At 62.4% G+C, this 383-nt stretch carries 1 protein-coding gene; it reads left to right on the plus strand.

Annotated elements, in window-relative coordinates; translation table 11 throughout:
* The coding region (locus KNP00_RS14125; protein WP_215146305.1) for a transposase at positions 1-383 on the plus strand (383 nt) is incomplete at both ends.

Genomic DNA, 383 nt, shown 5'->3' on the forward strand with positions numbered 1-383 from the left:
TTCGGCTTCCCGCTCGAGGCGGTCGCGCTCGATGCCGGGTATTACACGACCGAGATCGCGAAGGCGCTGACCGAACGCGGCATATTCGCCGTCATCGCCCGTCGGCGTTTCGGCGGGAAGAAGGGGATGTTCCGCAAGACACGGTACACCTATGTCCCGGAAGAGGACGTGTACATCTGTCCGGCGCGTCAGCGCCTCACCTACCAGACGACGGACCGACACGGCTACCATCACTACGTCTCCGACCCCGCCATCTGCCGGAACTGCCCGCTCCTTTCGAAATGTACATCCAGCAAGTCACACCGTCGCGACATCACCCGACACATCGACGAACCCTACCGCGAAGCGGTGAACGCGAACCGCCTCTCGGCTTCCGGACAATA

Origin of the sequence: Exiguobacterium qingdaonense (assembly GCF_018617855.1) — a bacterium.
GTDB lineage: Bacteria > Bacillota > Bacilli > Exiguobacteriales > Exiguobacteriaceae > Exiguobacterium > Exiguobacterium qingdaonense.